Source organism: Pseudomonas sp. 2995-3 (genome assembly GCF_002742565.1).
GTDB classification, from domain to species: Bacteria; Pseudomonadota; Gammaproteobacteria; order Pseudomonadales; family Pseudomonadaceae; genus Aquipseudomonas; species Aquipseudomonas edaphica.
On sequence record NZ_LJSB01000176.1, the window covers coordinates 72,532 to 98,721 of the forward strand.

21 protein-coding genes are annotated in these 26,190 nt (G+C 60.0%); 9 read left to right on the forward strand and 12 right to left on the reverse strand.

What is annotated here, in order from left to right:
• Window positions 1–29: 29 nt before the first annotated feature.
• From AOA62_RS12405 to AOA62_RS12415, 3 genes are read right to left on the reverse strand one after another with little or no spacing between them, the layout of a single operon-like run.
• Window positions 30–944: a PLP-dependent cysteine synthase family protein gene (locus AOA62_RS12405; RefSeq protein WP_017134752.1), complete on the reverse strand. Its 915-nt coding sequence runs from the start codon at window positions 942–944 to the stop codon at window positions 30–32.
• Between the two features lie 15 nt (window positions 945–959).
• Window positions 960–2,822: a molybdopterin-synthase adenylyltransferase MoeB gene (gene moeB, locus AOA62_RS12410; protein ID WP_099548797.1), complete on the reverse strand. Its 1,863-nt coding sequence runs from the start codon at window positions 2,820–2,822 to the stop codon at window positions 960–962.
• A gap of 35 nt (window positions 2,823–2,857) precedes the next feature.
• The gene (locus tag AOA62_RS12415) at window positions 2,858–3,751 is read right to left on the reverse strand and encodes a DMT family transporter (RefSeq protein WP_017134754.1); all 894 of its coding nucleotides are present in this window, start codon (window positions 3,749–3,751) and stop codon (window positions 2,858–2,860) included.
• 160 nt (window positions 3,752–3,911) lie between these two features.
• On the opposite strand from AOA62_RS12415, the gene AOA62_RS12420 reads away from it, so the two are divergent.
• Window positions 3,912–5,336 (forward strand): PLP-dependent aminotransferase family protein, encoded by a 1,425-nt coding sequence (locus AOA62_RS12420; protein ID WP_099548997.1) that lies wholly within the window; start codon window positions 3,912–3,914, stop codon window positions 5,334–5,336.
• A 178-nt stretch (window positions 5,337–5,514) separates the two neighbouring features.
• Here AOA62_RS12420 and AOA62_RS12425 read toward each other — a convergent pair whose 3' ends face one another.
• Window positions 5,515–6,333, reverse strand: a complete 819-nt coding sequence (locus AOA62_RS12425) for a pyruvate, water dikinase regulatory protein (protein ID WP_003193298.1) — start codon at window positions 6,331–6,333, stop codon at window positions 5,515–5,517.
• A 178-nt stretch (window positions 6,334–6,511) separates the two neighbouring features.
• On the opposite strand from AOA62_RS12425, the gene ppsA reads away from it, so the two are divergent.
• From ppsA to AOA62_RS12465, 8 genes are all read left to right on the forward strand, one after another.
• Complete coding sequence (gene ppsA, locus AOA62_RS12430) at window positions 6,512–8,887, forward strand: phosphoenolpyruvate synthase (protein ID WP_017134756.1); 2,376 nt, start codon at window positions 6,512–6,514, stop codon at window positions 8,885–8,887.
• Between the two features lie 106 nt (window positions 8,888–8,993).
• Complete coding sequence (locus tag AOA62_RS12435; RefSeq protein WP_017134757.1) at window positions 8,994–9,983, forward strand: alpha/beta fold hydrolase; 990 nt, start codon at window positions 8,994–8,996, stop codon at window positions 9,981–9,983.
• Between the two features lie 234 nt (window positions 9,984–10,217).
• Window positions 10,218–10,706, forward strand: coding sequence for a ribonuclease E activity regulator RraA (rraA, locus tag AOA62_RS12440; protein WP_169985266.1), 489 nt, complete (start codon window positions 10,218–10,220; stop codon window positions 10,704–10,706).
• A 25-nt stretch (window positions 10,707–10,731) separates the two neighbouring features.
• Entirely contained in the window at window positions 10,732–11,727 is a 996-nt protein-coding gene (locus AOA62_RS12445; protein WP_099548798.1) for a zinc transporter ZntB, read from the forward strand.
• 86 nt (window positions 11,728–11,813) lie between these two features.
• Window positions 11,814–12,059: a hypothetical protein gene (locus AOA62_RS12450; RefSeq protein WP_005790375.1), complete on the forward strand. Its 246-nt coding sequence runs from the start codon at window positions 11,814–11,816 to the stop codon at window positions 12,057–12,059.
• Window positions 12,060–12,061: 2 nt separating this feature from the next.
• Window positions 12,062–12,886: a mechanosensitive ion channel domain-containing protein gene (locus AOA62_RS12455; protein ID WP_003193288.1), complete on the forward strand. Its 825-nt coding sequence runs from the start codon at window positions 12,062–12,064 to the stop codon at window positions 12,884–12,886.
• Between the two features lie 87 nt (window positions 12,887–12,973).
• Complete coding sequence (gene sigX, locus AOA62_RS12460) at window positions 12,974–13,564, forward strand: RNA polymerase sigma factor SigX (RefSeq protein ID WP_017134760.1); 591 nt, start codon at window positions 12,974–12,976, stop codon at window positions 13,562–13,564.
• 107 nt (window positions 13,565–13,671) lie between these two features.
• Complete coding sequence (locus AOA62_RS12465; RefSeq protein WP_017134761.1) at window positions 13,672–14,652, forward strand: OmpA family protein; 981 nt, start codon at window positions 13,672–13,674, stop codon at window positions 14,650–14,652.
• Between the two features lie 60 nt (window positions 14,653–14,712).
• On the opposite strand, the gene cobA is transcribed toward AOA62_RS12465, so the two are convergent.
• The 8 genes from cobA to AOA62_RS12505 all read right to left on the reverse strand — a co-directional run bounded on the left by cobA (window position 14,713) and on the right by AOA62_RS12505 (window position 26,055).
• Window positions 14,713–15,456, reverse strand: a complete 744-nt coding sequence (gene cobA / locus AOA62_RS12470; RefSeq protein WP_099548799.1) for a uroporphyrinogen-III C-methyltransferase — start codon at window positions 15,454–15,456, stop codon at window positions 14,713–14,715.
• A gap of 10 nt (window positions 15,457–15,466) precedes the next feature.
• On the reverse strand, window positions 15,467–18,175 hold the full coding sequence (locus AOA62_RS12475) for a nitrate reductase (RefSeq protein WP_099548800.1): 2,709 nt from the start codon (window positions 18,173–18,175) through the stop codon (window positions 15,467–15,469).
• On the reverse strand, window positions 18,175–18,492 hold the full coding sequence (gene nirD, locus AOA62_RS12480) for a nitrite reductase small subunit NirD (RefSeq protein ID WP_017134764.1): 318 nt from the start codon (window positions 18,490–18,492) through the stop codon (window positions 18,175–18,177). Before nirD ends, AOA62_RS12475 begins: the two co-directional genes overlap by 1 nt.
• Window positions 18,489–20,942, reverse strand: a complete 2,454-nt coding sequence (nirB, locus tag AOA62_RS12485) for a nitrite reductase large subunit NirB (protein ID WP_099548801.1) — start codon at window positions 20,940–20,942, stop codon at window positions 18,489–18,491. Before nirB ends, nirD begins: the two co-directional genes overlap by 4 nt.
• A 232-nt stretch (window positions 20,943–21,174) precedes the next feature.
• Entirely contained in the window at window positions 21,175–22,845 is a 1,671-nt protein-coding gene (locus tag AOA62_RS12490) for a bifunctional protein-serine/threonine kinase/phosphatase (RefSeq protein WP_099548998.1), read from the reverse strand.
• The gene (locus AOA62_RS12495) at window positions 22,845–24,056 is read right to left on the reverse strand and encodes a NarK/NasA family nitrate transporter (protein ID WP_099548802.1); all 1,212 of its coding nucleotides are present in this window, start codon (window positions 24,054–24,056) and stop codon (window positions 22,845–22,847) included. The genes AOA62_RS12490 and AOA62_RS12495 overlap by 1 nt, the downstream gene beginning before the upstream one ends.
• A gap of 183 nt (window positions 24,057–24,239) precedes the next feature.
• On the reverse strand, window positions 24,240–24,815 hold the full coding sequence (locus AOA62_RS12500) for an ANTAR domain-containing response regulator (protein ID WP_053257467.1): 576 nt from the start codon (window positions 24,813–24,815) through the stop codon (window positions 24,240–24,242).
• A gap of 13 nt (window positions 24,816–24,828) precedes the next feature.
• Window positions 24,829–26,055: a CmpA/NrtA family ABC transporter substrate-binding protein gene (locus tag AOA62_RS12505; protein WP_099548803.1), complete on the reverse strand. Its 1,227-nt coding sequence runs from the start codon at window positions 26,053–26,055 to the stop codon at window positions 24,829–24,831.
• Window positions 26,056–26,190: the final 135 nt, after the last annotated feature.

A 26,190-nucleotide genomic window follows, 5' to 3' on the forward strand; every position in this document is an offset into this window, starting at 1 on the left:
CCCCACAGTCTGGATGGTTGAAAAACCGATTATTCGAAATTGGGCAGGTAGCTATCGGCATTGTCGTAGACCATGGTCAACACCACCGTTTCAGGCGGGAGTTCGGGAGCGAGTTGGGCAATGGCAACCATGTTGGCGGCCGAAGACAAACCCAAGCTGATGGCGTCGGTGCGCATGATGCGTTTCATCATGTCGAGGCACGCCAGGCGTGAGACCTTGAGCATGCCGTCCAGTACACCCACGTTAAGAATGCTCGGGATCAAGCCGATCGACAGGCCCTGAATATGGTGCGGCGCGTGCTGGTCCTTGAGCAGGTCGCACTCTTCCGGTTCCACACCCATGATGCGCATCGCGGGCCAGGCTGCCTTGAGGGTTTCGCCGATGCCGGTGATATGGCCACCGGTGCCGATGCCGCTGACGAAGTAGTCCACCCGCTGCTCGCCGAAGGCGCGGAGGATTTCCGGTGCGGTGGTGTCGCGGTGAGTCTGCGGGTTGGCGCCATTACGCTGCTGGTTGAGCATCACGAAGTTGGGGTTTTCCAACTGCAGTTCCATGCACTTTTCGCCGTGGGAGTTGTTGCCCAGACGGCTGTCCGACAGCACCACCTTGGCGCCGTATAAACGCAGCAGTTTCTGTTTTTCGGGGCTGTAGTTGTCAGGGATCACCAGCACCACTTTGTAGCCCAGCACATTGCCGGCCATCACCAGGCCAATGCCGGTATTGCCGCCGCTGGGCTCGATGATGGTTTGCCCGCAGTTGCGAATCAGCACGCCTCGGCGTTCTGCGTCGAGGATCATGCCCAGGGCAATACGCGCCTTGTGGCTGCCGCCAGGGTTGAGGGATTCGAGCTTGGCGTAGACCTCGATGCCGAGGTCTTCGGAAAACTGCGCCAGGCGCACGATCGGCGTATGGCCGATCACGTCGAGAATGGAGTTATGCAACATCGCTCAGCCCCCGGATCAGTACAAAGGCATGTCGGGTTCGACGTCGCGAACCCAATGTTTCATGCCGCCCTGCAGGACTTTGGTATTGGCGAAGCCGGCGGCCAGCAGGGTGCCGGCCGCTTGCTCGGCGCGGGTTCCGGCGTAGCAGATCAGGTAATGGGTATTGTCGCGGCTGAGGCTGTCCAACTGCCCATCCAGTTCGGCCAGGGGGATATGCACCACGCCCGGCAATTTGCACACCTCCAGCTCGCTGGCGTCGCGCACATCCAGCAGCACGTCGGCGCTGCGTGGGTGTTCGAGCAGTTGCTTGAGCACGCGTGGTTTGATGTAGCGCTCCTCGGCCAGCGCGGGCTGGCTCGGGAGGGCGTCCGCGCAAACGGCTGGCGCGACGCTTTCGCTGTGGCGCAGGTCTGAGCAGCATGGGCAGTCGGCACGGCGTTTGAAGCGGATCTCGCTGAACTTCATGGCCAGCGCGTCGAAGCGCATCAGGCGGCCCGACAGCGGTTCGCCGATGCCGATGAGTAATTTAATCGCTTCGGTGGCCTGGATCATCCCGACCACACCCGGCAGCACACCGATCACGCCACCGGCGCTGCAATTGGGTGCCAACTCGGCCGGCGGTGCTGAAGGAAACAGGCAGCGGTAGCACGGCCCGCCTTTGTAGTTGAGCACGCTGATCTGCCCATCGAAGCGGTAGATGGCGCCGTACACCAGTGGCTTGCCCAATTGCACGCAGGCATCGTTGACCAGGTAGCGGGTGTCGAAATTGTCAGTGCCGTCGATCACCAGGTCATAGGCGCCGACCAGCTCCAACGCATTGTCGGCGTTGAGTGCAGTGTCGTGGGCGTTGATCTGGATATGGCTGTTGAGGTCTTGCAGCCGCCGCTTGGCCGACTCGACCTTGGGCATGCCCAGGGTGCTGTTGCCGTGCACGATCTGGCGTTGCAGGTTGCTGCTCTCGACCACGTCGAAATCCACCAGGCCCAGGGTGCCGATGCCGGCTGCCGCGAGGTACAGGCTGATGGGCGAACCCAGGCCGCCGGTACCGATGATCAGTACCTTGGCTTTTTTCAGGTTCAACTGGCCTTCCCGGCCGACGCCGGGCAGGGTGATGTGGCGTACGTAGCGCTGCACTTCTTCGTTGCTCAGTTGGTCGACGTCCATGCCACCGGAGGTGGCCAGCAGCACTTCGATTTTGGCTTTTTCCGGCAACTGCTCATCGGCGCCGATCAGTTCTTCCTCGGCGGTGAACAGGAAGTGTTCCTTGAGCTGGTTGTTCTTTTCATGAAACAGGTGCGTGCGCAGCTGTGGGTGGCTGCTGCAGAGGCTTTCAATGACTTCGCGCAATGTCGATCCAGTGCCCTCAAGGGTCGATTCCGGCAGCTTGGCCACGCGAACCAGAATATCGGGGAAAGAGACAGCGTTCATGGACAACTCCGTGTGCAGGTCGTTGAAGGGTTTAAGGGCGAATTGCTTGCCATCCCAGGCAAACAGCTTTGAGCCCAGGGCCTGGCCCTGGCGCACGTCCACCACCAGGTAGCTGACGGGGTGGATCGGCTCACCCAGGAACAGTGCCTTGTCCTGGTCTTCATCACTGAAATAGGCGCCGACGTCCGGGTGGGAGTGGTAGATCACCACCACCGGGTTGTCGCTGCGAAACGCCTTGTTCATCAGCAGGGTGTCGGCCACCGAAAAGGTATAGCCATTGGCCGCGCTGCGCGGGTACATCTCGGGGTTCTTGTGGTGCAGCTCATTCTGGATATTGTTGCCCAGGTACACACTGCCATCGGCGAAGACAAAACCGCAGCATTCTTCCGGGTAGCTGCGGCTGGCATGGGCATAGATCTGTTCCAGAGCGGTGGGGCGGAGGACTTCCATGTTTCTCTCGCGTTGTTGTAGTTGTGGTTTAAGGGTCAATTTTTCTTGGCCAGGAGTTTTTCAACTGGCAACTTGGTGATCGCAAAGCCGGCCAGCAGAATGGCCGAGTACAGCATCAGGTCACGGGAAATTTCCACGCCCTCGTACCAGGCGCCGATGATCACCGCGAACACCGGGAAGATGATGAACACGAATGACAAAATGATCGGGCTCAAACGTTTGAGCAACATGAAGTACACGATAAACCCGCCCACCGACGCCACCAATCCCAAGTAGAACAAGGCACTCCATGAACGCAGGGTGATGTTTTCGAACGTCGGTGTTTCAAACCACAGGCCGGCCACGAACAGCATCAACCCGGCGATGCCGATGGGCAATGTGTTGTAGGTAATCACGCTGATGGCGCTGCCTTTTTGCTTGGTGATGACGTAGCACAAGGCATGCATGATCGCGGCGGTCAGAATTGCCAGCACGCCGAAGAATTCGGCGTGGTCCAGGTGCAGGCCCTGGCTCTTGATGATCATGTAGAGGCTGCCGAAACCGATGCCGATGCCGACCACTTGGGAAAAGTAGATGCGCTCGCGCAAAAACAGCGCGGAAAAAATCAGGATGAACACCGGCATGCAGCTGAACAGCAGCGCGGTGAGGCCGGACGACACATGCATCTCGCCGTAGTTGAGCAAGTAATAGGGAACGCTGAAGTACGACAGGGTCACAAATACGAAGAACCAGCGGCTTTCGCGCGGGAACAGGATCGGCTCGCGGCGCACCAGGGCAAAACACAGGAACAGCGGGAACGCGATCAGAAAGCGCAGCCCGGCGGACGTCAGCGGCGGCACGCTTTCGACGGCGATCTTGATGCCCAGCCAGGTGGTGCCCCAACTCAGGCACACGATAAGAAACATCACGCTGGTGACCAGACCGGCCAACCACTGTTTCTGATTTTTTGTTTTTGTAGTGTTTTCAAGAACGGCGGACATTGGCATCGTTTATTGCTTCCCTGAGCCGGAATTGAACTCTATATTGACTGTGTATTAAGTTGTTTCATCCGGTGATTGAACCCGTAAAAGCACACTATTAGGGCGAATGATGGCTGTCAAAACAAATATTGACATGGTGTCAATTATGCGTGAGGGGTTGTCCAGCGGTCAGGGCGTCAAGTACAAACGCCTGTCCGATGTGATGGAGCGAGGCATCCTTGAAGGCTTGATTGAGCCGGGGCGCAAACTGCCGCCCCATCGGGTTCTTTCCGATAACCTCGGCGTGACCATCGGCACCATCAGCCGAGCCTACGGCGAGCTGGAACGCCTGGGGTTAGTGGTGGCGCGTGTCGGTGACGGCACTTTCGTGCGCAAGCGTGGGATGGAGCGCCAGCGTGATGAAGGCTTTCGCAACGTCAGCGAAGAGCCACGCCAGTACTTCGATATGAGCCGCAACATGCACATTCCCGGGCAAGAGACGGTGTTTCTGGCCCAGAGCTTCCAAACCTTGTCGACCAACGCCAAATTCCTTCAGGACATCAGCGCCTATACGCCGGACGCCGGTTTGCCGCGCTACCGCGAGGCCGGTGCGCAATGGCTGGTGCAGCGCGATTTTCATCCGATTCCCGAGCAGGTCATCTGCGTCAACGGCGGCCAGCATGGCCTGCTCTGCGCCATGATGGCGTTGCTGCGGGCGGGGGATACGGTGGTCACTGAGCAACTGACTTACCCAGGGCTTATCACCGCCGCACGTATGCTCGGTGTACGGCTGATCGGCCTGGAGATGGATGACGAAGGCGTGCTGCCGGGTGCGCTGGATGAAGTCTGTCGTAATCACCGGGTTTCGGCGCTGTACTGCACGCCGACGATCCAGAACCCGACCACGGCCGTGCTGTCGGTCGCACGCCGGGAAGCGCTGGCCAAGGTGTGTCGCGAGCATAATCTGCTGATTCTGGAAGACGAAGCCCACGGCGTGTTGGTGGAAGATCGCCCGCCACCGCTGAGCTTTTTCGCGCCCGAGCGTACGATTTTGATCAGCAGCCTGAGCAAGGCGGTGTCTGCCGGGCTGCGGGTGGGGTATGTGCATGCGCCACCGGCATTGGTCAGCCGGATTTCGGCGGCCTTGCGCTCGACCTGCTGGATGGCTACGCCGGTGACGCTGGAGCTGGCGACGCAATGGATCGAAAACGGCACGGCGGAATACCTGCTGCGCCAGCAAATCAACGAGATCAGCCGGCGAAAAGCACTGGTGCGCGACCTTTTGGTCGGTTTGGAATACCGCACTCACCTCAACAGCCCACACTTCTGGATTGAAGTGCCGGAGCCCTGGCGTGCGTCGGAAATCGAGGCGGAGCTCAAGCAGAATAATTACCTGATCGCCACCGCTGAGGCATTTGCCGTAGGGCAGACGGCGGTGCCGCAGTTTATTCGGGCGAGTATTTGTAATACGTCAGGCGATGATCAGTTGCTGCGTGAGGGCTTTGATGCGCTGGCCACCGCGCTGGGGCAGGGCGGTGACAGGTTTCAGCTGTAGGCAGGTTTACCGCGTTATCGTTCATCGCAGGCAAGCCAGCTCCCACATTTGGAATGCATTCCCCTGTGGGAGCTGGCTTGCTGGGGCCAGTTCAGGTCTCCACCAGAATCTCCCCCATTTGGAATGCATTCCCTTGTGGGAGCTGGCTTGCCTGCGATGGCGCCCGTGCAGGCGCCCGCTATTTGAAGCGGCGCTCCACACCTTTTTCCACCAGAATCTTCGCCGAAATCTCTTCCACCGAAAAATGCGTGGAATTGATGTGCGCAATATTCTCGCGACGGAACAGATTTTCCACTTCGCGCACCTCGAACTCGCACTGGGCATAGCTGGAGTAGCGGCTGTTGGGCTTGCGCTCGTTGCGGATGGCGGTAAGACGGTCCGGGTCGATGGTGAGGCCGAACAGCTTGTGCGAATGCGCACGCAGGGCGGCAGGCAGCGTCAGGTGCTCCATGTCGTCTTCGGTGAGCGGGTAGTTGGCTGCGCGGATACCGAATTGCATGGCCATGTACAGGCAGGTCGGGGTTTTGCCGCAGCGAGACACGCCCACCAGGATCAAGTCAGCCTTGTCATAGTAGTGGGTGCGGGCGCCGTCATCGTTGTCGAGGGCGAAGTTCACCGCCTCGATACGCTCCATATAGTTGGAGTTGTGGCCAATGGAATGGGACTTGCCCACGGAGTAGGAGGAATGTTCACTCAGCTCCTGTTCCAATGGCGCCAGGAACGTAGAGAAGATGTCGATCATGAAACCATTGGAGGTTGCCAGGATCTCACGAATGTCTTGATTGACGATGGTGTCGAAAATGATCGGGCGAAAACCGTCTTTTTCAGCCGCCAGATTGATTTGTTGTACCATGGCCCGCGCTTTATCCACGCTGTCTATGTAAGGCCGCGTGAATTTGGCGAAGGTAATGTTTTCGAACTGCGCGAGCAGGCTCTGACCCAATGTTTCGGCTGTGATGCCGGTGCCGTCGGAGATAAAGAAAGCAGATCGTTTCATTTGAGCCCTGGGCCTTAAGCTGATGGCGAATCTTGGATATGATAGGCGCGATTTTGCCGTCCCGCAGTGGGCCGCATTCTCACTTATTTTCCAGGTCCAGGCCACAAGCGCTGGCGTTTGCTCCTACTGAGCCGCCGGCGTCCTGAGCTTTTCCAACACAGAAAGTGGAGAGATCACCTTGGTAGAGTACGTAGTTTCCCTCGATAAGCTCGGCGTCCATGATGTAGAGCATGTGGGGGGCAAGAACGCATCCCTCGGCGAGATGATCAGTAATCTTGCAGGCGCTGGTGTGTCGGTGCCCGGTGGTTTCGCCACCACGGCCCAGGCTTACCGCGATTTCCTCGAGCTGAGCGGCCTCAACGCCCAGATCCACGCCGCGCTGGACGCCCTGGACGTCGATGACGTCAATGCCCTGGCGAAAACCGGCAGCCAGATCCGCCAATGGATCATGGACGCCGAGTTCCCCGAGAAGCTCAACGAAGAAATCCGTACCGCGTTCGCAGTACTGTCGGCCGGCAACCCGGACATGGCAGTTGCCGTGCGCTCCTCGGCCACCGCCGAAGACTTGCCGGACGCCTCTTTTGCTGGCCAGCAGGAAACTTTCCTGAACATCCGCGGCGTCGAAAACGTGATCCGCGCCGCCAAGGAAGTGTTTGCCTCGCTGTTCAATGACCGCGCTATTTCCTACCGCGTACACCAGGGTTTCGACCACAAGCTGGTGGCCTTGTCTGCCGGTGTGCAGCGCATGGTGCGTTCGGAAACCGGCACCGCCGGCGTGATGTTCACCCTGGACACCGAATCCGGTTTCCGTGATGTGGTGTTTATCACCGGCGCCTACGGCCTGGGCGAAACCGTCGTACAAGGCGCGGTTAACCCGGACGAGTTCTACGTCCACAAACACACCCTTGAGGCCGGCCGCCCGGCCATCTTGCGCCGCAACCTGGGCAGCAAGGCCATCAAGATGATCTACGGCGACGAGGCCAAGGCCGGTCGCTCGGTGAAAACCGTTGAAGTCGACAAGGCCGAACGCGCGCGTTTCTGCCTGACCGACGCTGAAGTCAGCGAACTGGCCAAACAAGCGATGATTATCGAAAAGCACTACAAGTGCCCGATGGACATCGAGTGGGCCAAGGACGGTGATGACGGCAAGCTGTACATCGTGCAAGCGCGTCCGGAAACCGTGAAGAGCCGCACTTCGGCCAACGTGATGGAACGCTACCTGTTGAAAGAAACCGGCACTGTGCTGGTGGAAGGCCGTGCCATCGGCCAGCGCATCGGCGCCGGCAAAGTGCGGATCATCAAGGACGTGTCTGAAATGGACAAAGTCCAGCCCGGTGACGTGCTAGTCTCCGACATGACCGACCCGGACTGGGAACCCGTGATGAAGCGCGCCAGCGCCATCGTCACCAACCGTGGCGGGCGTACCTGCCACGCGGCGATCATTGCCCGTGAGTTGGGGATTCCCGCAGTCGTCGGTTGCGGCAACGCCACCCAACTGTTGAAAGACGGCCAGGGTGTGACCGTGTCCTGTGCCGAAGGCGACACTGGCTTCATCTTTGAAGGTGAACTGGGCTTCGATATCAAGCAAAACTCCATCGATGCGATGCCGGACCTGCCGTTCAAGATCATGATGAACGTCGGCAACCCCGACCGTGCGTTCGATTTCGCGCAGTTGCCGAACGCCGGTGTGGGCTTGGCCCGCCTCGAGTTCATCATCAACCGCATGATCGGCGTACACCCTAAGGCGCTGTTGAATTACGACGGCCTGCCGCTGGAAATCAAGGAAAGCGTCGACAAGCGCATCGCCGGCTACAACGATCCAGTGGGTTTCTACGTCGAGAAGCTGGTGGAAGGCATCAGCACCCTGGCGGCGGCGTTCTACCCGAAAAAGGTCATCGTGCGCCTGTCGGACTTCAAGTCCAACGAGTACGCCAACCTGATCGGCGGCAAGCTCTACGAGCCCGAAGAAGAAAACCCGATGCTGGGCTTTCGTGGCGCTTCGCGTTACATCAGCGAAGCCTTCCGTGACTGCTTCGAACTCGAATGCCGTGCCCTCAAGCGCGTGCGCAACGAGATGGGCCTGACCAACGTCGAGATCATGGTGCCGTTTGTACGGACCCTGGGCGAAGCGAGCCAAGTCGTCGACCTGCTGGCTGAAAACGGCTTGTCCCGCGGCGAGAATGGCCTGCGCGTGATCATGATGTGCGAACTGCCGTCCAACGCCATCCTGGCCGAGGAGTTCCTGGAGTTCTTCGACGGCTTCTCCATCGGGTCCAACGACCTGACCCAGTTGACCCTGGGCCTGGACCGTGACTCGGGGATCATCGCGCACCTGTTTGATGAGCGTAACCCTGCGGTCAAGAAGCTGCTGGCCAACGCCATTCAGGCCTGCAACAAGGCCGGCAAGTACATCGGTATCTGCGGCCAAGGCCCTTCCGACCACCCGGACCTGGCCAAATGGCTGATGGAACAGGGTATCGAGAGCGTCTCGCTGAACCCCGACTCCGTGCTGGAAACCTGGTTCTTCCTGGCGGAAGGCCAAGCGTCCGCTTAAGGGCGTGACGTCAAAAGTGCCGGTCACCCAGCCTGGGTGACCGGCATTCTTATCTGTACAGGGCGGAATTCCATCCGGACGCCGCCCTTTTTTGTGCAAGAGCATTATGCAAAGCAGCAGCAACCTATTTCCCGTCGCCTTGATCAGCGCTGAACGTCGTGGCGACCTGAGTGAAGATGTGTACCGCCTCAAACCCGGCAACAGCCCCGACGGCACCGTTGAGCTGGCTGTGACCCGTTTGGGCCTGGCAGATGTCCCGGAAAACCGGGGCACGCCGGTAATTTTATTGCACGGCAGTTTTTCCAATCGGCGCTTCTGGTATTCGCCCAAAGGTATCGGCCTGGGCGCTTACCTGGCGCGTCAGGGGTTTGATGTGTGGATCCCGGAAATGCGCGGCCATGGCCTGTCCAAGCGCAATCAGGATTACGCCAGAAACCGCGTCGCCGATTACGCGCGTTACGATTTGCCGGCGATCGGCGCGTTTGTCCGTGAGCAAAGCGCACAAATCCCGCACTGGATCGGCCACTCCCTGGGCGGCACTGCCTTGGCAGCGGCTTTGGGCGGTCAGCACCTTGGCGCGCCAGCCGTGGCGTCGGTAGCCCTGTTTGGCTGCCAGGTCAGCCGCACCCACTGGCCGTTGAAGATTCCGCCGCTGGAGTGGACCGGCCGTTTGCTCTTGAAACGCTTTGGTGAAGTATCCGGTGTACGGCTCAAACGCGGCCCCGAGGACGAGCCGGCGGGCGTGATGATCGAAGCCATGCGCTGGAACGGCCTGTTCGGTCGTTTTGGCGATGGCAAGCAGGACTGGTGGAAAGGCCTGGCCGATGTCGACGTGCCGCTGCTGGCGGTCAGCGCTGCTGGCGATCAACAGGACCCGGACTGGGCTTGTCGCAAGTTGTTCGAACAAGTTGGCTCTGAACACCGCCAATACCTGTGCCTGGGGCGCAAGCAAGGCTTCAGCGGGGATTTCGGGCACGTCGAGATGCTGGTCAGCAAGGCCGCGCAGGCCGAAGTGTGGCCGTTGATGGCGCAATGGTTGAAAGATCCACTGACACCTTTATTCGCAGCAGAGCCCCAGGTAGCTGCAACGGTTTAGCATAACCGCTCTGCCAAGGGCGTTTCACTCCAGAGAGGTTGCGGCTAAGATATGACGCGTCAGACGCTTCTGGTCATATTCAGTCGCGCAGTCGCTATTGCGTTGCGATGGCGTGGGTCTGATCATGGCCGCCGCTGATGGGTGAGCGCTTAAACTTCAGCCGTTGTGACGCGTTTTTCTGATGTACACCGTGGGATGTTCGACCTCTTCTTTGATGACAGGAGTTTCCCGATGATTCATTACGTGACGCCCGATCTGTGCGACGCCTACCCGGAGCTGGTGCAGGTAGTTGAGCCGATGTTCAGTAATTTCGGTGGCCGAGACTCCTTTGGCGGTGAAATCGTCACCATCAAGTGCTTCGAAGACAATTCGCTGGTCAAGGAACAGGCCGACCAACCAGGCGCCGGCAAAGTACTGGTGGTCGATGGCGGCGGTTCCCTGCGTCGCGCGCTGCTGGGCGACATGATCGCCGAGAAAGCTGCAAAAAATGGTTGGGAAGGGTTGGTGATCTACGGTTGCGTGCGTGATGTCGACGTCCTCGCCCAGACAGACCTGGGTGTGCAGGCGCTGGCGCCTCACCCCATGAAGACCGACAAGCGCGGCATTGGCGACCTGAACGTGGTGGTGACGTTTGCCGGCGTGACATTCCGCCCTGGTGAGTACGTCTACGCCGACAATAATGGCGTGATCGTTTCGCCAAGCCCGCTGAAAATGCCTGAATAAACCGCAGTAGCCGAAAGGGGTGAGGATGTTCGAGGAAGAAAACGCGCAATGGGGGCTGGTGCATGCCCTGGTGCTGGACGGTAAAGGCGGTGCGCGTTCGATTGCCCGGACTGAGCTCGATGATTTGCAGCTGCAGCCCCAGGAAAGCCTGTGGCTGCATTGGGATCGCAGCCATCCACAGACCCAGACCTGGTTGCGTAAATCCAGCGGTTTGAGCGAATTTGCCTGCGACTTGTTGCTGGAGGAAAACACCCGACCGCGCCTGTTGCCGCTGCCGGACAGCGAATTACTGTTGTTTCTGCGCGGAGTCAACCTCAACCCTGGCGCCGAGCCGGAAGACATGGTCTCGGTGCGTATTTTCGCGGCAGCCAGTCGCGTGATTTCCCTGCGCTTGCGCCCATTGCGGGCTACCGATGAGCTGCTGGTGCAACTGGCTGAGGGCAAAGGGCCAAAAACCGCTTCTGAACTCATCCTTTATATGGCGCAGTACCTGACCCATAAAGTGCAGGATCTGGTCACCGACCTGTCCGAAGTCGTCGATTTAGAGGAAGAAAAACTCGATGCCGACGAACGGTATACTCCGGAGCACGGCAACGTCTTGCAGATCCGTCGACGGGCTGCCGGATTGAAGCGTTTCCTGGCGCCGCAGCGGGATATTTTTGCGCAGCTGACGCGGATCAAATTAGCGTGGTTTTGTGATGACGATGCTGACTACTGGAACGAATTGAACAACAGCCTGACCCGCTACCTGGAAGAGCTCGAACTGACCCGGGAGCGCGTGGGGCTGGTACTTGAGGCCGAAGACCGGCGCTTGAGCGTACGCATGAATCGCACCATGTACCGCTTCGGGATCATCACCGGGATCTTCCTGCCGATGAGTTTTCTGACCGGTTTGCTGGGTATAAATGTGGGCGGGATTCCGTTCTCTGCCAGCCCCTATGGATTCGTGATTGCCTGCTTGTTGATGGTCTCGGTAGCACTGGGGCAATGGTGGCTATTTCGACGATTGCGCTGGGTTTGACCTGAATATGACCTGAACACAGGCAGGGGCACATGTGACCCAAAGAATTTAACCCTCGTCTTTTAACTCACTTGCGAGAGGTCTTTATGCACGATCCGTTCGAACAGTCTTTGCGTGACATGCTCAATGCGTCGCCATCCAACCGTGATGACGATGCATGCCTGGGCCGCGTGTTGAAAACCGCCAACCGTCAGGTAGGGGCGGGTGACCTGTTCGGTCTGCTGGGTCGTTGGTTGCCGGCGTTGATGATGGCCCTGAACAATGGTTCGGCCCACGTATCGCCGGTTTCGCGTCGTAAACCTCTTGCTCGCACTGCTGATAAGGCTGATTGAATATGGAACTTGATCTCTGGACCCAGAGCCTGGTCACCGCGATGACCGCATTGTGGACCAAGGTGGCGAATTTCATTCCCAACCTGTTTGGTGCTCTGGTTTTGGTGTTGCTGGGCTTTGTCGTGGCCAAGTTGCTCGACACCCTGCTGTCCAAATTGCTCGCAAAGTTGGGGCTGGATCGCTTGATGGCGGGCACCGGCCTGACCAAGCTGCTGGGCCGTGCAGGGCTGCAAGTGCCGATCTCAACCCTCATCGGTAAGATCGTTTATTGGTTCGTTCTGCTTATTTTTCTGGTTTCTGCGGCTCAATCCCTTGGACTTGAGCGAGTTTCAGCTACGCTCGACATGCTGGCGCTGTATTTGCCGAAGGTTTTCGGCGGCGCGCTGGTGTTGCTGGTAGGTGTTTTACTGGCGCAACTGGCCAACGGGCTGGTGCGCGGTGCTGCTGAAGGCGTGGGGTTGGACTATGCTGCGGGCCTGGGGCGAATTGCCCAGGGGCTGGTGATCATCATCAGTATTTCCGTCGCGATCAGCCAGCTGGAGGTCAAAACTGACCTTCTAAACCACGTGATTGTGATTGTTTTGATTACCGTTGGTCTGGCAGTTGCGCTGGCCATGGGTTTGGGAAGCCGGGAAATTGCCGGTCAGATTCTTGCGGGAATCTATGTGCGTGAGCTGTATCAGGTTGGGCAACAGGTGCGTGTGGGCGAGGTCGAAGGGCAAATCGAGGAGATCGGCACGGTCAAGACGACGGTGCTGACCGATGACGGTGAGCTGGTATCGCTGTCCAATCGGATTCTCCTCGAGCAGCAGGTCAGTAGCCGCTAACCCGGCAAATCCTGCTAATGTACGCCGCCGCAAACCCGGGAGACCGGGCTGTAGCGGACATTGACCTGACTGTCGGCACGACTTGTTTTGAATAAAGCCCAAACGCTGTCCACGCGCTATGACCCCCGTGAGCTCTCTGATGAGGAGTTGGTCGCGCGCTCGCACACGGAGCTGTTTCACGTAACACGCGCGTACGAAGAATTGATGCGCAGGTATCAACGCACTCTGTTCAACGTTTGTTCAAGGTATTTAGGGAACGATAGAGATGCGGATGATGTCTGTCAGGAAGTGATGCTCAAGGTGCTGTACGGCCTGAAGAACTTCGAGGGCAAATCGAAGTTCAAGACATGGCTCTATAGCATCACGTACAACGAGTGCATCACGCAGTATCGTAAGGAACGGCGAAAGCGTCGCTTGATGGACGCTTTAAGTCTGGACCCCCTTGAGGAAGCGTCTGAAGAAAAGGCGCCGGTACCCGAGGAAAAGGCCGGACTTGATCGCTGGTTGGTGCATGTGAATCCGATTGACCGGGAAATTCTGGTGCTACGATTTGTCGCAGAGCTGGAGTTTCAGGAAATTGCTGACATCATGCACATGGGTTTGAGTGCTACAAAAATGCGTTACAAGCGTGCTCTTGATAAATTACGTGAGAAATTTGCGGGCGAGACTGAAACTTAGTGCGTGGCAAATATCTCTTACGTGTAGGCAAGTTCTGTTAGACTTGTCGCCGAGTTGTCCCCCGGTTTGTGGGACTGCTTTACAATCACCAGATGGGGATTTAACGGATGAAACTGAAAAACACCTTGGGCTTTGCCATTGGTTCTATTATTGCCGCTACTTCTTTCGGCGCACTGGCACAAGGCCAAGGCGCAGTTGAAGGCGAGCTGTTCTACAAGAAGCAGTACAACGATAGCGTTAAGCACATCGAAGACGGCTTCAACCCAGGCGCTCGCATTGGTTACTTCCTGACCGACGACCTGTCGTTGAACCTGTCCTACGACAAAACCAACCACACCCGTTCGAACGACGGTACTGGCAGCCAGAAGATCGGTGGCGACACTAGCAGCCTGACTGCTCAGTACCACTTCGGCCAGGCTGGCGTTGACAGCCTGCGTCCATACGTAGAAGGCGGTTTCGGCCACCAAAGCCGTGGCAACGTCAAAGCTGACGGCCACAGCGGTCGCGACCAGTCCACCCTGGCTATCGCCGGCGCTGGCGTGAAGTACTACTTCACCAACAACGTGTACGCTCGTGCCGGTGTTGAAGCTGACTACGCACTGGACAACGGCAAGTGGGACTACTCCGCACTGGTCGGCCTGGGTGTGAACTTCGGCGGTAACGCTGGCGCAGCTGCTCCAGCTCCTACCCCAGCACCAGCTCCAGAGCCAACTCCAGAGCCAGAAGCTCCAGTTGCTCAGGTTGTTCGTGTTGAGCTGGACGTTAAGTTCGACTTCGACAAGTCGGTTGTTAAGCCTAACAGCTACGGCGACGTGAAAAACCTGGCCGACTTCATGGCTCAGTACCCAGCTACCAACGTAGAAGTTGCTGGTCACACTGACTCCATCGGTCCAGACGCTTACAACCAGAAGCTGTCCCAGCGTCGTGCTGACGCTGTTAAGCAAGTCCTGGTTAAAGACGGCGTTGCTCCTAGCCGCATCACCGCGGTAGGTTACGGCGAATCCCGCCCAGTTGCTGACAACGCAACTGAAGCTGGTCGCGCTGTTAACCGTCGCGTAGAAGCGTCGGTTGAAGCTCAAGCTCAGTAATTACTGAGTGGTAGAAAAAAGCCCGGCTTAGGCCGGGTTTTTTTTTGCCTGAAATTTACCTCAGGCGCTGGCTGACACAGTAATAGAGGCGGCTTGCCCTGCGCCAGCAACACTGCCGATCACCAGGATTGCAGGGCTTTTCAGAGCAAATACCTGTGCATCGGTATGCATGTGCGCCAGAGTGCTGCGGCACTCGCGTTGCTGAGGCAATGATGCGTTCTCGATCATCGCCACCGGCGTATCCGCTGCCATTGCGCCCTCCAGCAATTGCTGACGAATCTCCTCCAGCTTCGCCACGCCCATATACACCACCAATGTCGTACCGCCCTCGGCCAAGGCACGCCAGTTCAGGCTGCTGTCGTCCTGGGTATGCGCCGTGACCAGCGTCACACCGCGGCTGACCCCGCGCAGCGTCAGGGGAATATCGCAGTTCGTTGCACCTGCCAGGCCCGCGGTAATCCCGTTGACCAATTCCACCTCAACCCCGCGTTCACGCAACCACAGCGCTTCTTCGCCGCCCCGGCCGAAAATACACGGGTCGCCGCCCTTAAGTCGCACCACGCATTTGCCTTGGCGCGCATAGCGCAGCATCAGGCGGTGGATAAAATCCTGGGGTGTCGAACGGCAGCCGCCGCGCTTGCCCACGGTTATCACCCGAGCGTCCGGGCAGTGCTCCAGCACCCTCGGGTTGACCAAATCATCGATCAGCACCACATCGGCTGCGTGCAGGGCGCGTACCGCCTTGAGGGTTAACAACTCCGGATCACCGGGGCCTGCGCCTACCAGCCAGACTTTTGCGCTCATGTTTATCCCCTCACACACTGATTGCGATTGGCAGCGACGTGCTGGCCAAAAGACGTTTGATTTCCGGTACACAAGAGCCGCACTGCGTGCCGCAACCCAGTTCCTGCTTAAGCCCGTCCAGGTCCAGGCCACGGCCGATACCGGCACATACCGCGCTTTCACTGACGTTCTTGCAGTTGCACAAAATTTTACTGCTGGCTGCCGCGCCGCCCGGTGGTGCACTGAGTGGCGCCAGCAGCCAGCGCCGTAGTTGATCGTCGGCACGGCCTTCCAGCCACAAACGCTGCAACCAATGCCGTGCCAGGGTTTCGCCGGCCAGGCGCAGTGCGGTGATGCGGCCTTTTTCGATTTTTACCCGCTTGCCAATCGAACGCCGCGGATCGTCATAGGCCATGACCGGGCCGTCATTGAGGCCCAGCAGTTCGTCGATACGGGTTAACAGTTGCAAGTCGGGCGCCTCGGTATGGGCTGCGCGCACCAGAAGAGCCGGCCGTTCACGCCCGGCCAGGCTCAAGCTGACGTAGGCAAAGCCCTCACACAGCGGGCGTAGGGCGTCAAAGTGTTGCTGCACATTTCCCTCGATCAGCGCGAACAGCTGCCACGGCAGTTGCACTGGCTCCAGGCGCACGCCGCTGTGTTTGAGTTCGGGCTGTTTTGACAAGGGGTCGAACGCCGGCTGGGTAAGGGCATTAACACCGCCCTTGAGAAAGCGATCACCCCAATGCATCGGCAGGAATGCCTGGCCCGGGCGCACGCTGTCATCGCTGCTGACGGCGATAATCACGCTGCCACGACGGCTTTTCAGGCTGACCAGATCGCCCTCTTTGAAACGGTGCCGACGCAGCTCATCCGGGTGCAGGCTCAGCAGTGCTTCATTGACGTGCCCGAACAACTGCGCGGCTGTGCCGGTGCGGCTCATGCCGTGCCATTGATCGCGCAGGCGCCCGGTGATCAGGGTCAGTGGGAAGCGCGCGTCACGTTGTTCTTTGGCGGCGCGGTAAGGGTCGGCGATAAAGTGCGCGCGGCCGCTGTCTGTCGGGAACACACCCTCGGTGTACAGGCGCGGCGTGCCCGCTTGTGCGCCCACGGGAAATGGCCATTGCTGCGGGCCGAGCTGGTCGAGCAGGGCATGGCTGATACCCGACAGGTCGAGGTCGCGGTTACGGGTCAACATCTTGTACTCATCAAAGATCTGCGCCGGTTGCTCGAAGGCGAACAAACTCGGCAACCCCGGACGCAAGCGTCGCTCAAGGCGCTGTGCGAAATCCACGGTAATCGCCCAGTCCGGCCGTGCTTCCCCGGGTGGGTCGATGGCGCGGCGTACGTGGGAAATCCGCCGTTCGGAATTGGTTACCGTGCCTTCTTTCTCGCCCCAACTGGCGGCGGGTAACAGCAGGTCGGCGTAGGCGGCGGTTTCGGTGGTGCGAAAAGCCTCCTGCAACACCACGAACGGGCAGGCCGCTAATGCCGCACGCACGCTGTTCTGGTCCGGCAAGGATTGCGCGGGGTTGGTACAGGCAATCCACACGGCCTTGATCTTGCCGGCCTGGATCTGTTCGAACAGTTCGATAGCCGTCAGCCCGGTAGGCGCCGGCAACGATTCAACGCCCCAATAGGCCGCGACTTCAGCCCTGTGCTCAGGGTTGGCCGCCTCGCGATGCCCCGGCAGCAGGTTCGACAAACTGCCGGTTTCGCGCCCGCCCATGGCATTCGGTTGGCCGGTCAGGGAAAACGGCCCGCAACCCGGCCGACCAATGGTGCCGGTGGCCAGGTGCAGGTTGATCAGCGCACTGTTTTTGGCGCTGCCGGCGGTGGACTGGTTGAGCCCCATGCACCACAGCGAGAGAAAACTGCCGGAGGTGCCGACCCACTCTGCACACACGCGCAACTGCTCGACGCTGATGCCGCACAACTGCGTGACCATCTGCGGCGTGTAGTCATGCACCAGTCGCTTCAACTCGAGCAATCCATCGGTATGCGCCTGGATAAAGTCGCGGTCGATCCAGTCTTCCCACAGCAACAGGTGCAAGATCCCATGGAACAGCGCCACATCGGTGCCCGGCAGGATCGCCAGGTGCAGGTCGGCCAAATCGCAAGTGTCTGTGCGCCGTGGGTCGATCACCAGCACTTTCATCTGCGGGCGCCGCGCCTTGGCTTCCTCAAGACGTCGGAACAATACCGGATGGGCGTAGGCCATGTTGCTGCCGACGATCATCACGCAATCACTTGCCTCCAGGTCTTCATAGCTGCACGGCGGCGCATCGGCGCCCAGGCTGCGCTTGTAGCCGACCACTGCCGAAGACATGCACAGCCGCGAATTGCTATCGATATTGTTGGTGCCCACCAGCGCGCGGGCCAGCTTGTTGAAGCTGTAGTAGTCCTCGGTCAGCAACTGGCCAGAGATGTAAAACGCCACGCTGTCCGGTCCATGTTCGGCAAGGGTGTCGGCGAACACGTTGGCCGCGTGGTTCAGGGCGGTGTCCCAGTCGGTGCGGGCGCGGGACAGGCCTTTGCCCAGGCGCAGTTCCGGGTACAAGGCACGGGCGGTCAGGTCGCCGGTCAGGTGCAGGCTCGAACCCTTGCTGCACAACTTGCCGAAGTTGGCCGGGTGGTTCGGGTCGCCTTGCACACCCAGGATCTGCACGCCGTCATGCTCGATCAGCACGCCGCAACCCACGCCGCAGTAACAGCAGGTGGACGCGGTGGTCTGGCGGTTCATCAACCGGCGTCCCGCAGGGCCAGCATCACCCGGCCGTTTTCTACGCGGGCGGGGTGATGATGGGCGCAGCCGATGTCCGGCGCCTGGGCTTCACCCGACGCCAGGTCGATCTGCCAATTGTGCAGCGGGCAGGCCACGCGCTTGCCGTAGATCAAGCCTTGGGACAGCGGCCCGCCTTTGTGTGGGCAGCGGTCATCAAGAGCGAAAACCTCATCGTCACTGGTACGAAAAATCGCAATATCGCCTTTTGGCCCATTGATGATGCGCGAGCCCAGGGCGTTGATTTCATCGAGGGCGCAGATATCCAGCCAGTTCATGCCGACACCTCCAGCTGTTTGACGGGGATGACCTCGAATTCCTTTTTCAGCAGCGGCTGTTCCAGGCGTTCTTTCCACGGGTCTTGTTCGAATGACAGCGAGAATTGCAGGCGCTCGTTGAGGGCCTGGCGCCGGGCCGGGTCTTCCAGTACGGCTTTCTTGATGTGTTCCATGCCTACCCGTTGCAGGTAATGCACGGTGCGCTCGAGGTAGAAAGCCTCTTCGCGATACAGCTGCAGGAACGCGCCGTTGTATTCACGCACCTCTTCGGCAGTTTTCAGCTTGACGAAAAACTCCGCGACTTCGGTCTTGATCCCGCCGTTGCCGCCGATGTACATCTCCCACCCGGAGTCGACGCCGATAATGCCGACGTCCTTGATGCCCGCTTCAGAGCAATTGCGTGGGCAACCGGACACCGCCAGCTTGACCTTGTGCGGCGACCACATATTGAACAGGTCGTGCTCCAGCTCGATGCCCAACTGCGTGGAGTTCTGCGTGCCAAAGCGACAGAACTCGCTGCCTACGCAGGTCTTTACGGTGCGGATGGATTTGCCATAGGCGTGGCCGGAGGGCATGTCGAGGTCCTTCCACACACCGGGCAAATCCTGTTTCTTGATGCCCAGCAGGTCGATACGCTGGCCACCGGTGACCTTGACCATTGGCACGTTGTACTTGTCGGCCACATCGGCAATGCGCCGCAACTCCGACGGATTGGTCACACCGCCCCACATCCGTGGGACTACGGAGTAGGTGCCGTCTTTCTGAATATTGGCGTGGGCGCGTTCGTTGATCAGGCGCGATTGCGGGTCGTCCTTGGCCTCGCCGGGCCAGGTGGACATCAGGTAATAGTTCAGGGCCGGGCGGCAGGTCGCGCAGCCGTTGGGGGTGCGCCAGTTCAGGTAGCTCATGGTGCCGGCGATGGTCAGCAGGTGCTGGTCGCGGATCGCCTGGCGGATTTGCCCATGGTTGAGGTCGCTGCAGCCGCAGATGGCTTTTTCGCTTTTGGGTTTGACGTCGGCGGCGCCGCCCACGGTGTTGATCAGGATCTGTTCCACCAGCCCGGCGCAGGATCCGCAGGAGCTGGCGGCTTTGGTGTGCTTCTTCACATCGTCAACGCTGAACAACCCGTGTTCCTGGATCGCCTTGACGATGGTGCCTTTGCACACGCCGTTGCAGCCGCAGACTTCGGCGTTGTCGGCCATGCTCATGGCTTTGTCCTGGCCTTGGTGGCCGACATCGCCTAAAGCATTTTCGCCAAACATCAGGTGATCACGAATCTCGCCAATCGCGTGGTTCTCACGGATCTGGCGGAAATACCAACCACCGTCGGCGGTATCGCCGTACAGGCACGCGCCAACCAGGATGTCGTCCTTGATCACCAGCTTCTTGTACACGCCGCCAATCGGGTCGGAGAGGGTGATGGTCTCAGTGCCTTCGCCACCCATGAAATCCCCGGCGGAAAACAGGTCGATACCGGTGACCTTCAGCTTGGTCGAGGTCACCGAGCCTTTGTAAGTGGCAAAGCCCAACTGGGCCAGGTGATTGGCGCAGACCTTGGCCTGTTCGAACAGCGGCGCCACCAGGCCGTAGGCGATCCCACGGTGGCTGGCGCACTCGCCGATGGCATAGATGCGCGGGTCGTAGGTTTGCAGAGTGTCATTGACCAGAATCCCACGGTTGCAGGGGATGCCGGATTTCTCTGCCAGTTCGGTGTTGGGGCGGATGCCGGCGGCCATCACCACCAAGTCGGCGGGGATGATGTCGCCATTCTTGAACTGCACCGAGCCGACACGACCATTGCCGGCGTCGTGCAGGGCCTGGGTTTGCTCGCACAGGCGAAACACCAGGCCACGGCTTTCCAGTTCGGTTTGCAGCAACTGGCCGCTGGTCTTGTCCAGCTGGCGTTCCAGCAGCCATTCGCCGATGTGCACCACGGTCACGTGCATGCCGCGCAACATCAGGCCGTTGGCGGCTTCCAGGCCGAGTAGGCCGCCGCCGATGACCACCGCGTGCTTGTGGGTCCTGGCGGTGTCGATCATGGCCTGGGTGTCGGCGATGTCGCGGTAGCCGATCACACCCTGCAAGGTATTGCCGGGGATTGGCAGGATAAAAGGCGTCGAGCCGGTGGCAATCAACAGACGATCGTACTCGGCCTCGCTGCCGTCCTCAGCGATGACGATGCGTCTTACACGGTCGATCTGCACCACTTTGCGGTTGAGCAACAGCTTGATGTGGTTGTCCAGGTACCAGTCGAGGTCGTTGAGCACGATCTCTTCGAAGGTCTGCTCGCCGGCCAGCACCGGTGACAGCAGGATGCGGTTGTAGTTGGTGTGGGGCTCGGCGCCGAACACCGTGATGTCGTACAGTTCGCTGCGCAGCTTGAGCAATTCTTCAAGGGTGCGAACCCCGGCCATGCCGTTGCCGATCATCACCAGTTTGAGTTTCTTCATGTCGTTCTCCGCAATGGCTCGACAAATCGTGCGCAAACAAAAAAAGGCGCCCCCACCAGTTACCTGGCGAGGACACCTTTGTCCGGTCCCGTTCTCTCGGGAAGCTCGACCCTTCGACGTTGAAGGGGCGGCTATATGTGAGTTGTTGATGAAGCTAATGCAGCGGTTGTGCCAAGTCGCCGGACGCCCGTTTTATTGGGATTCCCATCGATATTGCGTGGGAATTCGCCCCCTAGTGGTGCAGCAGCCAGTACAGCAGCACCAGATTGACCAGCAGCGAGACGGTCGCCAGGGTTTGCCAGACCTTGAGCGGCTCGCGCTCCAGCAACGGTTTGGGTCGTACGCTCAATTCACGGCGGTCGGCCTGTTCCAGCACCAGCAACCATTCCTCGGCGGTTTCATAACGTTCTGCGGGCTGTGCGGCCACAGCGCGTTCCAGGCTCAACGGCAACCAGTCCGGTAAATCGGGGCGGTAACGACTGGCGCTGACGGGCTGGGTGAAACGTGGCCGCTGGAAAGCTTCGATTTCACCGTAGGGGTAATGCCCGGTCAGCAGGTAATAGAGCGTGACACCGATACTGTATAAATCCTGTTGCGGCGTAGGACGTTCGCCACTGAAGGCTTCGGGCGCGATAAAACTTGGGGTGCCGGGCAGCAAATGGGCGCGGTCCTCGGAAAGCCCCGGGCAGTAGGCCAGGCCGAAATCCAGCACGCGTAATTCGCCATCATCGCCCAGCAGCAGGTTTTCCGGCTTGATGTCACGGTGCAGGATCTGCCGTCGATGCAGAAGGCCCACTGCCCGCAGCAAACGCTCGGCAATGGACTGCCATTGCGCCAAGGGCAGCGGGCCTTGTTGCTGGAACAGCTGCGCGAGGGTCTGCCCCGAATATTCACGCATCACGTAGTACAAATGCTGACGCCCACTGGCCGCATGCACTTCAGGAAACGCGCGCCCGGCCACTCGTCGCAGAAACCATTCTTCCGACAGCAAGGCTTGGCCGGCGTCGTTGTCATCGTCGCGGTTGAGCGGCAAGGTTTTCAACAGCCAAGCTTGTTGCTGGGCATCGCGCACGCGGTACAGCAATGACTGTCGGCTTTGCGCCAGCAGGCTTTCAACCTGCCAGCCTTCAAAGCGTTGCCCGGCCTTCAGGGGCGGTGGCAGCGGCCATTGCTGCAACTGCACCAGCGCATCGCCCAGGGTCGCGGCGCCTAGCTGGTCGATACGCACCAGCAGCGCGCTGGCATTGTCCTGGCTGGCGGCCAGGTGTGCGGCACTGACGAGCGTGTTCACCGCCACATCGAGATTGGTTTGTTCGCGCAGGATCGCGCTGATGCTGTGGTCGCCCAACGTGGCCCACACGCCATCGCTGAGCAGCAGGAAGCACTCGCCTTCGCGCAGTTCAGCGTCGAGAAAGTCCAGCACCAGGTGCTGATCCAGGCCGAGCGCGCGCTTGAGCACATGCTGCATGCCCGGTTGTTCCCACACATGGTCTTGCGTGATGCGCTGCAACTCGCCGTCCAGCCAGCGATACACCCGGCAATCCCCCACATGCGCCAGGGTGAAGCGTTGGCCGCGAAATACCAGGGCGCTGAGGGTGGTCAGCAGCGGCTGGCCACCGCCGTTGGCCTGCAACCAGCGGTTCTGTGCCAGTAACAGTCGCTCCAGTGCCTGGGCCACACCCCAGGTTTGCGGCGTGGCGTAGTAGTCCAGGGCCAGCGCCTGCAAGGTTGAACGGGCAGCCAGACCACCGTCGGCGCATTGGCTGACGCCATCGGCGATGGCGCACAGGTAACCCTTGCTTGCGGCCAGTTCCGGCATGGGCGTGACCACCCGCAGGGCATCCTGGTTTTCTGCCCGCGGGCCGATGGCGCTGGCCTGGGCGACGCTCAGTTGCAGGCTCATCAGACGCGTGCGGCGGTCACGGCGGCCGAGCCCCACGTGGTTCTCCAGCGACGCTTGACGCCGTGCAGGCCGAACCAGGCCAACACGCCAAGACTGGCAAATAACCACAAGGCCAACTGATAACTGCCGGTGTTCTGTTTGATCGCGCCCATGCCTGCCGCCAGGGCAAAGCCGCCAATGCCGCCCGCCATGCCGATCAGGCCGGTCATCACGCCTATTTCGCGGCGAAAACGCTGGGGCACCAGTTGGAACACCGCGCCATTACCTGCACCGAGGCCGAGCATGGTGCAGACGAAAAGCGCCAGTGCGGCGTAGGAACTTGGCAGGTTGAAACCCACGGCGGCGATGCAAATCGCTGCCACGCCGTACATGCCGAGCAGGGTGCGAATCCCACCGAAGCGGTCGGCCAGCGCGCCGCCCAATGGGCGCATCAAGCTGCCGCCAAACACACAGGCGGCGGTGTAGTAGCCGGCGGTCACCGGGCTCAGGCCGTACTGGTCGTTGAAGTAGCCGGGCAAAGCGCTGGCCAGCCCGATAAAGCCGCCGAACGTCACGCTGTAGAAGAACATGAACCACCAGCTGTCGCGGTCGCCCAAGGCTTTGAAATAGTCGGCCATGGACTTGGCTTTCGGGCGCTCGGGCGCATTGCGCGCGAGCCACGCGAACACGATCAGTGTCAGCACCAGCGGGATCAGCGCGAAGCCGAACACATTGCTCCAGCCAAATGCGGCGGCCAATACCGGCGCCAGCAAGGCGGCAAATACGGTGCCGGAGTTGCCGGCGCCGGCAATACCCATGGCCTTGCCTTGGTGCTCAGCCGGATACCACTGGGAAGCCAAGGGCAGGGCGACTGCAAAGGATGCACCGGCCATGCCCAGGAACACGCCCAGCAACAGCGCTTGCTCGTAGGTATGGATGCCGAGTTTCCAGGCGCCGAACAGGGCGGCGATCACAATCACCTGGCCGATCAGCCCGGCGGTCTTGGGTGACAGCTTGTCGGCCAGCATGCCCATCAAAAAGCGCAGCACCGCGCCTGCCAGGATTGGCGTGGCCACCACCAGGCCGCGTTGCTGGGTGGTCAGGTGCAGGTCGGCGGCAATCTGCACCGCCAGTGGCCCCAGCAGGTACCAGACCATGAAGCTCAGGTCGAAATACAGGAACGCGGCAAACAGGGTCGGGGTGTGCCCGGATTTCCAGAAGCTTGATTTCATCACGCACCTCAACGGTTGGGGGTCTTGTCAGAAGGCCTGTTGGCCCCAATCGCCGGGGCCAAAACGAAAAAAAACGCCGCCATCGAGTTCGCGAGTGCAAACCGGATGAGCGACGTCTTTGTCGTAAAAGGGGCAACCGCCGTTGGCTACCTGTAATAAGTGCTTAGCAAGAGCTGCGCCAGTTCAGCCGAGCAGCTCACTCATGGCGATGATCTGCTCGGCCACCTGGATCAATTTCTGCTGGCGGCTCATGGCCTGGCGGCGCATCAGGGTGTAGGCCTCTTCCTCATTGCAGTGCTTCATTTTCATCAGCATGCCCTTGGCCAACTCGATGCGCTTGCGCTCGGCCAACTGTTGGTCACGGGCCTGGAGCTGGGCGCGCAAGGCCTGGTCGCTTTCAAAGCGGGCCATGGCCACGTCGAGAATCGGCTGCAGGCGCTGGGCCTGAATGCCTTCGACGATGTAGGCGCTGACCCCTGACTTGATCGCCTGGCGCATCACATTGGGGTCGTGCTCATCGGTGAACATCACGATGGGTCGCGGCTGGTCGCGGCTGACCAGCACCACTTGCTCCATCACATCGCGACCGGGTGACTCGGTATCGATCAGGATCACGTCCGGGCGCACCGTTTCGACGCGCGCCGGCAAGTCGATGGTCAAGCCGGACTCATCGATCACCTCGAAACCGGCCTCGGTCAAAGCGGCTTTGAGGCGCCCGACCTTGCGCGGGGTGTCGTTGATCAACAGGATTCGTAACATAGTCGTGGTCCTGTCAGCGCAGTGCCTGGCGGCTGGTAAGGTCCGCCAGGGCATGCAGGCGGAAGCTGCGGGCGTAGGCGGCGGGGTCGGAGCCGTCCCAGATCTTGCCGTCGATCAATAGGCTGCTGCGCATGTCTTGGGCGTTGGCCGGGACGCCAACGGCAGTCGCGGCCTGGCGATACAGGTCCAGTTGCTGCACCTGGCGAGCCACGCCCAGGTAGTCCGGGTCTTCGCGCAGCAGGCCCCAACGTCGAAACTGGGTCATGAACCACATGCCATCGCAGAGGTACGGCAGGTTCACCTCGCCATCAGCAAAAAAGCGCAGGGCGTGCGGGTCTTGCCACTGGTTGCCGAGGCCGTCGTCATAAGCCCCCAGCAAGCGGGGTTCGATGCAGTCGAGCGGGGCATCGAGGTACTCGCGAGCGCTGAGCAGTTGTGCGGTGGAGCGGCGGTTTTCCTGGCTTTGTTCGATAAAACGGCTGGCCTCGAGGATCGCCATAACCAGTACGCGGGCGGTGTTTGGGTAGTGATCGACGAAAGCCTGGGTGCAGCCGAGCACTTTTTCTGGGTGGTTTGGCCAGATCGACTGGGTAGTGGCCAGGGTGAACCCCTGGTTTTGCTTGACCGCGCTGGCGCACCAAGGCTCACCGACACAAAAACCGTCGATGCGCCCGGCTTGCAGGTGCGCGATCATCTGCGGTGGCGGCACCACCACACTGTCTACATCTTGCAACGGGTGAATGCCTTGGCTCGCCAGCCAGTAATACAGCCACATGGCGTGGGTGCCTGTGGGAAATGTCTGGGCGAACGTCAGCTTTGTTCGGCTTTGGTGCACGTGGCGGTCGAGTGCCTCAGGAGTGGTCACGCCCTGCTGTTGCAGGCCGTGGGACAGGTTGATGCTCTGGCCGTTCTGGTTGAGCCCCATCAGTACCGCCATGTCGGTGGGCGCCACACCGCCAATGCCCAGGTGTACGGCATAGATCAACCCGTACAGGCTGTGGGCGGCGTCCAGTTCACCGCTGACCAGTTTGTCGCGCAGGCTGGCCCAGGAGGATTGGCGCTTGAGGTTCAGCGTCAGGCCGTAGGGTTGGGCAAATCCCTGGGTGGCGGCGACCACCAATGAAGCGCAGTCGGTGAGTGCCATGAAACCCAGGTCCAGGCTGCTCTTTTCCGGGGCGTCACTGCCGTTGACCCACGCCAGTGGGGTGTTCACCGGGCTGTTGCCGACCGAGTCGTTCATCAACACCTACCTTTTCTGTCAAAAAAAAAGCATCGCTCCTTCGCATGGCAGTACAAGCCATTGCCGGGTAACGACGCCTTTGTCTGTAAGCCTGCTCCGACGTTGGCGCGGGCTTTGATGCAGAGTCCGTAGCAA

Excerpts from the sequence above, each read along its gene's own strand:
- nirB (WP_099548801.1), bottom strand. The coding sequence starts at position 20,942 with ATGAAGAAACTCAAACTGGTGATGATCGGCAACGGCATGGCCGGGGTT.
- AOA62_RS12455 (WP_003193288.1), top strand. The coding sequence starts at position 12,062 with ATGGAACTTGATCTCTGGACCCAGAGCCTGGTCACCGCGATGACCGCA.
- AOA62_RS12475 (WP_099548800.1), bottom strand. The coding sequence starts at position 18,175 with ATGAACCGCCAGACCACCGCGTCCACCTGCTGTTACTGCGGCGTGGGT.
- AOA62_RS12505 (WP_099548803.1), bottom strand. The coding sequence starts at position 26,055 with ATGAACGACTCGGTCGGCAACAGCCCGGTGAACACCCCACTGGCGTGG.
- AOA62_RS12465 (WP_017134761.1), top strand. The coding sequence starts at position 13,672 with ATGAAACTGAAAAACACCTTGGGCTTTGCCATTGGTTCTATTATTGCC.
- moeB (WP_099548797.1), bottom strand. The coding sequence starts at position 2,822 with ATGGAAGTCCTCCGCCCCACCGCTCTGGAACAGATCTATGCCCATGCC.
- AOA62_RS12500 (WP_053257467.1), bottom strand. The coding sequence starts at position 24,815 with ATGTTACGAATCCTGTTGATCAACGACACCCCGCGCAAGGTCGGGCGC.
- AOA62_RS12495 (WP_099548802.1), bottom strand. The coding sequence starts at position 24,056 with ATGAAATCAAGCTTCTGGAAATCCGGGCACACCCCGACCCTGTTTGCC.
- AOA62_RS12435 (WP_017134757.1), top strand. The coding sequence starts at position 8,994 with ATGCAAAGCAGCAGCAACCTATTTCCCGTCGCCTTGATCAGCGCTGAA.
- AOA62_RS12405 (WP_017134752.1), bottom strand. The coding sequence starts at position 944 with ATGTTGCATAACTCCATTCTCGACGTGATCGGCCATACGCCGATCGTG.
- AOA62_RS12445 (WP_099548798.1), top strand. The coding sequence starts at position 10,732 with ATGTTCGAGGAAGAAAACGCGCAATGGGGGCTGGTGCATGCCCTGGTG.
- AOA62_RS12490 (WP_099548998.1), bottom strand. The coding sequence starts at position 22,845 with ATGAGCCTGCAACTGAGCGTCGCCCAGGCCAGCGCCATCGGCCCGCGG.
- AOA62_RS12425 (WP_003193298.1), bottom strand. The coding sequence starts at position 6,333 with ATGAAACGATCTGCTTTCTTTATCTCCGACGGCACCGGCATCACAGCC.
- AOA62_RS12420 (WP_099548997.1), top strand. The coding sequence starts at position 3,912 with ATGGCTGTCAAAACAAATATTGACATGGTGTCAATTATGCGTGAGGGG.
- nirD (WP_017134764.1), bottom strand. The coding sequence starts at position 18,492 with ATGAACTGGCTGGATATCTGCGCCCTCGATGAAATCAACGCCCTGGGC.
- AOA62_RS12450 (WP_005790375.1), top strand. The coding sequence starts at position 11,814 with ATGCACGATCCGTTCGAACAGTCTTTGCGTGACATGCTCAATGCGTCG.
- cobA (WP_099548799.1), bottom strand. The coding sequence starts at position 15,456 with ATGAGCGCAAAAGTCTGGCTGGTAGGCGCAGGCCCCGGTGATCCGGAG.